Consider the following 7345-nt stretch of genomic DNA (forward strand, 5'->3'; position numbering starts at 1 on the left):
ACCCCGCCCCGTCCTCGTCTCCGACGGCCCCGCCGCACCCGCCGTGGTGTGCGTACCGTCCTTCCTCGCCGGTTCCGGCCCGCACCAGTTCGCCCGGTTCGCCGCCGGCTTCCGGCACCGGCTCCGGATGTCGGCGCTGCCCCTGCCCGGTCTCGACCGCGCCGCGCCCCGCCGCCCGGCGTCCTGGCGGGCGGCCGTCGACAGCCTGGCCGCCGCGACCGCCGAGGCCGCGGCCGGCGCACCCGTCCTGCTCGCCGGGCACTCCATCGGCGGGGCCCTCGCCCACGCCGTCGCCGCCGCCCTCGAACGGGCCGGGCACCCGGTCGCGGGCGCCGTCCTCATCGACACCTACGAACCCGAACCCGCCCAGCAGCGCGAGGTGTTCGGCTGGGCGATGGGACGGATCCTCTCCCGGCTACCGGACGCCCCCGACGAGGCGGCCGTCCTGGCCATGGGCGGCTATCTGGGCCTCTTCGACCACTGGGCCGCCGACCCGCTCACCGCGCCCACGCTGCTGCTCGCCGCCGAGCGCGGCCCCGAGCCGCCGGGCGGCGCCGAGTGGCGGCTGTGGCGCGCCGCGGACACCGTCCTGACGGTGCCCGCCGATCATTTCTCGCTCCTCGAAGAAGACGCCGCCCCGACGGCACGCGCGGTCGAGGACTGGCTTCGAAAGGAAATGCCATGCAGCCCGTCGGCATAGTCGGCTTCGGGAGTCATCTGCCGGAGAACGTCGTGGGCCCCGAGTTCTTCCACGACCCGGACGCCCCGGTGGACCCCTTCGCCAACGCCCCCCTGTTCAAGGTGCCCGCGACCCGGCACCACGTCGCCCCCGGCGAGCGCGCCTCCGACATGATCGCGAAGGCGGCCCGGCCCCTCTTCGAGCGGCTGGGCGGACGTCCCCCGGTCGACGTGCTCCTCACCAACGTGCTGCTCCCGGACGACCCGTTCATGGGCGTCGGCGCGCAGGCCGCGCACCGGATGGGCATCGACCCCGAGTGGATCGTGGACCTGCACAACGGCGGCTGCGCGTCGTTCGTGTACATGCTGGAACTGGCCCGGAAGATCATGGCGGACGGCTCGGCGCGCACCGCGCTGGTCGCCGTCGCGCAGAACGCGGCCGGCCAGATGTTCGCCCAGTCCGAGGTACGGAAGCGCCCCCACGCGGCGCTGCCCGGCGACGGCTGCGGCGTGGCCTACCTGCGGGCGGGCGGCGGCTCGCCGATCCTCGGCGTGCGCAAGCGCAGCACCCCCGCGTACGCGGAGGACCTGGGCCTGCGGGCGTCGGACGGGCGCAAGTACTGGGAGCCGGGGACGGGTCAGGCGGACATCTGGTTCGACCCGGAGAAGCGGACGGAGATCCGCGAACGCGGGAACACCCTCGTCCCCGAGCTGGTCCGGGAGCTCTGCGCCGACCTCGGCGAAGAGCCGTCCCGCATCGACGTGCTCGTCACCAACCAGCCCAACCGGGTCTTCCTGAAGAACTGGCGCGAGGCCCTGGACATCGCCCCCGAGCGGCACTTGGACACCTTCGACCGCTTCGGCAACCTGTACGGCGCCGCCGTGCCCGTCACCCTGGACCAGGCCGCGCGCGCCGGCGGGCTGCGCTCCGGCGACCTCGTCGTGATGTCCGGCTTCGCGCACGCCGGCGACTTCGCCGCCGCGGCCGCGGTCCGCTGGGACGACGCGTCATGAGCGGCATACCGGCGGCCCCCGCCCAAGGCGCGCTGCCCACCGAGGACTTCGACGTCGTCATCGTCGGCGCGCGCTGCGCCGGCTCCCCCCTCGGGGCGCTCCTCGCCCGCCGCGGCCTGCGGGTGGCGGTGCTGGACCAGGCCGCGCGGATCGGCCCCACCCTGTCGTCGAGCATCCTCCAGGCCGACTCCCTGGCCTTCCTCGACCGCCTGGGCGTGACGGAGGCGCTGCGGGCGGCCGGGGTCACCCCGATGAGCCATGTGGACATGCGGCTGGAGGACTTCCGCTGCGTGGCCGCCTTCCCGCGGCACCCCGGTGACGTCGGCGGGGCGGCGTGCGTCCGCCGGGAGGTCCTGGACCCCGTGCTGGTGGACGCGGCCCGCGCCGCGGGCGCCGAGGTGCGGCTGGGCACCCGGGTGGTCGGAGTGGTGCGGGAGGCCGGCCGCGTCGCGGGGGTGCGGGCGGTCTCCGGCGGCGCCGAGACCGTCCTGCGGGCCCGGCTCGTCGTCGGCGCGGACGGCCGGAACTCCCGGATCGCCGAGGCCTGCGGCTCCCGCATGTACCACGTCATGCCGGGCGAACGCGGTTACTACTGGGCGTACTTCGAGGGCGCCTACCTGGGCGAGCGGCCCACCTTCGTCTTCCACCGCTGGGGCGACCGGCACCTGCTCGGCGGACCGGCCGACAACGGCCTGTACATCGTCGGCGTCTCCCCGCAGCACCACGAGCGGGACGCGTTCCGCGCCGACCTCGAAGGGTCCGTGTACGCCCACGCGCTGCGCTGCGCGCCCATCGCCAAGGCCCTCGCGGGCGCCACCCGCGTCGGCCGGATCCACGGCATCCGCCGCTTCCACGGGTACTTCCGCGAGGCGGCGGGCCCGGGCTGGGTGCTGCTCGGGGACGCCGGGCACTTCAAGGACCCGGCGGGCGGGCGCGGTATCGGCGACGCCTTCCACCAGGCCGAGCGGCTGGCGCCCGCCGTCGCCGCGGCCCTCGGGAGCACCGCCGCGCTCGACCGCGCGACGGCCGCGTACGGCAGGTGGCGGGACCGCGTCTACGCCGAGTACTACGGCCTGGCCGCGGACCTGGGCGTGGCGGGCCCCATCGCGGGGGTCGTCCCCCGGGTCGTCCGCGGGCTGCACGCCAAGGGCCGGATCGACGGCGTCCTCGACCTGCTGAGCCATCGCGCCTCCGTCCTGGACGTCCTCACCCCGGCCCGGGTGCTCGGCGCCACCGGCGAGGCCCTGCTGCGCGGCCACGGCCGCCGCCGGGAGGTGCTGGGCGAACTGGGCCGGCTCGCCGGCACGGAGCTCCGCCGCCGCTCGGCGATGCGTCACCCCGTCTACCGCGGCGGCCCCCAGCCGCGTCCCGCCCAGCGGAACCCGCTCGAACCGGAGGCCAGATGACCAGTACCGCACCGCACCCGTCCGTCCCCGGGACGCTGCCGCCGCCGGGCGTCCGGCTGGAGTTCGAGCGGACCGTGCCCCGGGCGCTCGCGCACCGCCGGCAGATCGGCGAGGTGTTCGTCACCGACTCCGCACAGGGCTCGGACACCGACTTCTTCCTGTCGTTCCAGGTCCCCCGGGCGCACAGCCTGTGGTCCGACCGGCACCCGGCCCACCACGACCCGCTGGCGTCCGCCGAGGCCGCGCGGCAGTCCATCTTCGTGCTGCTGCACCGCTACGTGGGCGTGCCGGTGGGGCTGCCGTTCAGCCTCCAGCGGATCGCGCTGCGGGTCGAGGACCCGGAGGCGTACGCGTACGACGGGGCGTCGGCGCTCCAGGGGTACCTGCACTACCGCGTCGCCGAACGGCAGGGCAAGGGGTCCGACGTGGTGAGCATGGTCCTGGAGGGCATCATGGAGGTCGGCGGGCGCCGGGCGATGACGCTCACCGCGCTCCTGGCCTTCATGTCGCAGGAGGACTACGACGTCCTGCGCGCCTTCCAGCGGGCCCGGAAGCCGGTGGGCGCCACCGCGCCGGCCGCGGCGCGGCGGCTCGACCCCGCGCTGGTGGGCCGCCGGCTGCCGCTGAACGTCGTCGTCGGCACGGCGGACGGCCACGACGGCCGGTACCTTCTCGTCGCCGACGAGCGGCACCCGGCGTTCTTCGACCACGAGTACGACCACATGCCGGGGCCGCTGATGGTCGAGGGCATGCGGCAGGCGGCGCTCGCCGCGGCGTGCCGGAGCGGGGCCCTCGCGTCCCCGCACGCCCTGACCGTGGGCTGCGAGGCGGCGTTCCTCGACTTCGCCGAGTTCGGGGCGGACCTCGTCTACGAGACGGAGCCCGGCCCCGCGGACGCCGGCGGGCGGGTCCCGGTGACCGTCCGCCTGCGGCAGTTCGACCGCACGGTCATCGAGGGCCGCGTCGACCTGCTCCCGGCCCCCACCGACCCTTCCTCTACCGAATCTTCCGCCCCTTCCGACTTCGGAGTCTGACCCATGCCCTCTCGGTCCTCTCGGTCCTCTCTGCGTACCCGGCGGCGCGTCGCGGTGGTCGGCGCGGGCGTCTCCGGCCTCACCGCCGCCCTCCGCCTCGATCTGCTCGGCCACGACGTCGAGGTGATCGAGGCCGCCGACACCCTGGGCGGCCGCTTCGGCCTCGACAAGCTCGGCGACCGGCCGGTCATGACCGGCGGCAAGAACATCGGCCGCCAGTACCACACGTTCCGCTGGTTCACCTCGGAGCTCGGCTCGGCCGCGTACGAGTCCTTCGGCTACAACGCGTCCCGCATCAAGGACGGCGAGGTGCTCACGCTCGACAGCGAGCGGCGGAGCCAGACGCTGAAGAACATCCGGCGGATGGGCTCCACCCGGGACTTCGCGCGTATGGCGGCCATGGCCGCCCGGATCCGCGCCGACCGGCGGAACCGTTTCCTCGGCTCCCGCTACTTCAGCGGCGTCTCACGGAAGCACGACCACGCGCCGCTCTCCGCGTTCTTCGGCCCCGAGATGACCGACATGCTGGTGCGGCCCATGGTCATCCGCAACAACGGCGCCGAGCCCGACGAGGTCTACCCGGGCACCTTCGGCACCAACCTCTCGATGCTGATGGACCATTACGACCAGCTGACCGGCGGCATCCAGCCCGTCCTGGACGCCTTTGCCAAGCGGGTGACGGTCCGGCTGAACACGGCCGTCGAAGGGCTGCGGACGCGCGACGGCCGGATCACCGGCCTGCGGGTCGCGGAGGCCGGCGGGGAGGCGGAGGACCTCGACTACGACGGGGTCGTCCTCGCCACGCCCGCCTACGCCACCGCCGAGATCGTCCGCTCGGCCCGGCCGCGGCTCGCCCGCCGCCTCGGCGACGTGAACTACTTCCCGTCGACCGTGGTGCTCGTCGAGTACGACCGGGACGTCTTCACCCACGAGGTGCGCGCGCTCGCCATGGACGACGGGCCGTGCAGCAACGCCGGCTCGTACGGCCAGGAGGAACGGCACATCGTCCGCTACACCTACAGCGGACGCGAGGGCCGGCTCACCGACCGCGGCCCCGAGACCATCGACCGGCTCACGACGGAGACCGAGGAGCGGCTGGTGCGCCACCTGGGCGCGCCGCGGGCCGAGCGCGTGGCGCTGCTGGTCAAGCACTGGCCGGCCGCGTACTGCGGATATCTGCCGTACCACGCCGAGTTCCTGGCGGAGGTGCGCGAGGACGTGGCCGGGGTCGCGGGCCTGGAGCTGGCGGGCGACTACATCCAGGGCGTGTCCATCGAGGCGTGCGCCCGCACCGGCCGCGCGGCGGCCGGCCGGCTCGCCACCCACCTCGGCACCCCGGAGCTCACCGCGTGACCGGCCACCAGTGGGCGGTGGTCACGGGCGCCTCCTCCGGCATCGGCGAGGAACTCGCCCGGGGGCTCGCCGCGCGCGGGTACGGCCTGTGGCTGGTCGCGCGCCGCACCGGGGCCCTGGAGCGGCTCGCCGGGGAACTGCGGGACGGGCACGGAGTGCCCGTTCGCGTCCGGACCTGCGATCTGGCCGACCCGGAGGCGCGTGGCGAGCTGGCCCGGGAACTGGCCGGGGAGGAGGTGGCGGTGCTCTGCGCCAACGCCGGGTTCCCCACCTGCGGGCCGTTCAGCGAGAACGACCCGGTGCTGGAGGCCGCGAGCGTGCAGGTCAACGTCGTCGCCCTGCACGCCCTGACCCGGGCCCTGCTGCCCGGCATGCTGACCCGCGGGCACGGCCGGATCCTGGTCACCGGCTCGACGGCGGGCTACCAGCCGGTGCCGACGGCGGCCACCTACGCGGCCGGCAAGGCCTTCGCCAACTCCTTCGCGGAGGCGCTGCACGCGGAACTCCGCGGCACGGGCGTGAGCTGCACGCTGCTCGCCCCCGGCCCGGTGCGCACCGGCTTCTACGCGGTCGGCGGGATGGAGGCCCTGCAGGAGCGGAGGTTCCTCGCCTGGCTCACGCCCCGGCGCGTCGCCGAGGCGGGTCTGCGCGGCCTTGAGCGGGGGCGCCGCGTCGTGGTCCCGGGCCCGGTCGCCAAGGCCCAGTGCCTGGCGGGCCGCCACACCCCGCGCGCGCTCCTCTTCCCGGTGCTGCGGACGACGGTACTGCCGCTGTTCCGCGACGCCCGGCGGGCGCAAAGCGCCTCACGCGCCCGCCGTTGAAAAGCGATTGACGCGGACGGGCGCCCGGCGGTCGGATGACCGTCCATGAGCACAAGGCACCCGTACCCGATCGACGACGACCTCGTCCGCCGGCTGGTCGCCGGCCGGTTCCCGCGCTGGGCGGGGCTCCCGGTGGAGCGGCTGCCGTCCGGCGGGACGGTCAACGCCGTGTTCCGGCTGGGCGCGGACCTGCTCGTCCGGCTGCCGCTGACGGAGGGCGGGGTCACCGACGTGCTGCGGGACCGGGAGTGGCTGCCCCTGCTGGCGCCCCGGCTGCCCGTCGCCGTGCCCGAGGTGGTCGGGGCCGGGGAGCCCGCCGAGGGGTATCCGTGGCCGTGGTCCGTGTACCGCTGGCTGCCGGGGCGGCATCCCCGGGAGGGAGCGCTCGACGATCCCGTGGGGCTGGCCGGGGACTTGGCCCGGTTCGTGGCGGCGACGCGGGAGATCGCCCTGCCGGGGACGCCGCCGCGCGCCCACCGCGGCGGGCCGCTCGCCGACCTCGACGCGGAGACCCGGGCGGCGGTCGAGGAACTGCGCCGGATCCCGGAGGAGGCCGTCGACTGCGACGCCGCGCTCGCCGTCTGGGAGGACGCCCTGGACGCGCCCGCCCCGGCCGGGCCGCCGACGTGGCTGCACGCCGACCTGATGCCCGGCAACCTCCTGCTGGACGGCCGCGGCCGGCTCGCCGCCGTCATCGACTTCGGCTGCGCGGGGACGGGCGACCCGGCCTGCGACCTCTTCCCGGCGTGGAACCTGCTGCCGGCCGGCGCGCGGCGGGTATTCCGCGAGGCGCTCGGCGTGGACGACGCCGCCTGGCGGCGCGGCCGGGGCCTGACCCTCTCCCAGGCGCTGATCGCCCTGCCCCACTACCGGAAGTCCAACGCGGCGATGGCGCGGAACGCGCGGCACGTGCTGCGGGCGGTGCTGACGGAGGACTGAACACCTCCCCCCTCAACCGCCGTGCGGGGCAGGGCACTTGCCGGCACCGGCCCGGCCGCCCGCCCGTATCCCCGGCAGCCCGCCCCACCGCCCTCCGACA

Annotated in this window: 7 protein-coding genes; all 7 read left to right on the top strand. The window is 75.6% G+C overall.

The features are described 5' to 3' along the window. Positions 1–700: alpha/beta fold hydrolase (locus ACSNOK_RS28410; RefSeq protein ID WP_436783653.1), on the top strand; the 700-nt coding region annotated here is incomplete at its 5' end. Further along, positions 682–1692 (top strand): 3-oxoacyl-ACP synthase III family protein, encoded by a 1011-nt coding sequence (locus ACSNOK_RS28415; protein WP_436783654.1) that lies wholly within the window; start codon positions 682–684, stop codon positions 1690–1692. The genes ACSNOK_RS28410 and ACSNOK_RS28415, both read left to right, overlap by 19 nt. Continuing rightward, positions 1689–3098 carry an NAD(P)/FAD-dependent oxidoreductase gene (locus ACSNOK_RS28420; protein WP_436783655.1) on the top strand — a complete coding sequence of 470 codons (1410 nt, stop codon included), beginning with the start codon at positions 1689–1691 and terminating at the stop codon, positions 3096–3098. Before ACSNOK_RS28415 ends, ACSNOK_RS28420 begins: the two co-directional genes overlap by 4 nt. After that, positions 3095–4132 (top strand): AfsA-related hotdog domain-containing protein, encoded by a 1038-nt coding sequence (locus ACSNOK_RS28425; protein WP_436783656.1) that lies wholly within the window; start codon positions 3095–3097, stop codon positions 4130–4132. The genes ACSNOK_RS28420 and ACSNOK_RS28425 overlap by 4 nt, the downstream gene beginning before the upstream one ends. Positions 4133–4135: 3 nt before the next feature. Continuing rightward, the gene (locus ACSNOK_RS28430) at positions 4136–5485 is read left to right on the top strand and encodes a protoporphyrinogen/coproporphyrinogen oxidase (protein ID WP_436783657.1); all 1350 of its coding nucleotides are present in this window, start codon (positions 4136–4138) and stop codon (positions 5483–5485) included. Beyond that, the gene (locus ACSNOK_RS28435; protein ID WP_436783658.1) at positions 5482–6306 is read left to right on the top strand and encodes an SDR family NAD(P)-dependent oxidoreductase; all 825 of its coding nucleotides are present in this window, start codon (positions 5482–5484) and stop codon (positions 6304–6306) included. The genes ACSNOK_RS28430 and ACSNOK_RS28435 overlap by 4 nt, the downstream gene beginning before the upstream one ends. A gap of 45 nt (positions 6307–6351) precedes the next feature. Then, positions 6352–7245 carry an aminoglycoside phosphotransferase family protein gene (locus ACSNOK_RS28440; protein ID WP_436783659.1) on the top strand — a complete coding sequence of 298 codons (894 nt, stop codon included), beginning with the start codon at positions 6352–6354 and terminating at the stop codon, positions 7243–7245. The last annotated feature ends 100 nt before the right edge of the window (positions 7246–7345 follow it).

Source organism: Streptomyces sp. URMC 126 (assembly GCF_051386555.1).
In the GTDB taxonomy this organism is placed as follows: Bacteria; Actinomycetota; Actinomycetes; order Streptomycetales; family Streptomycetaceae; genus Streptomyces.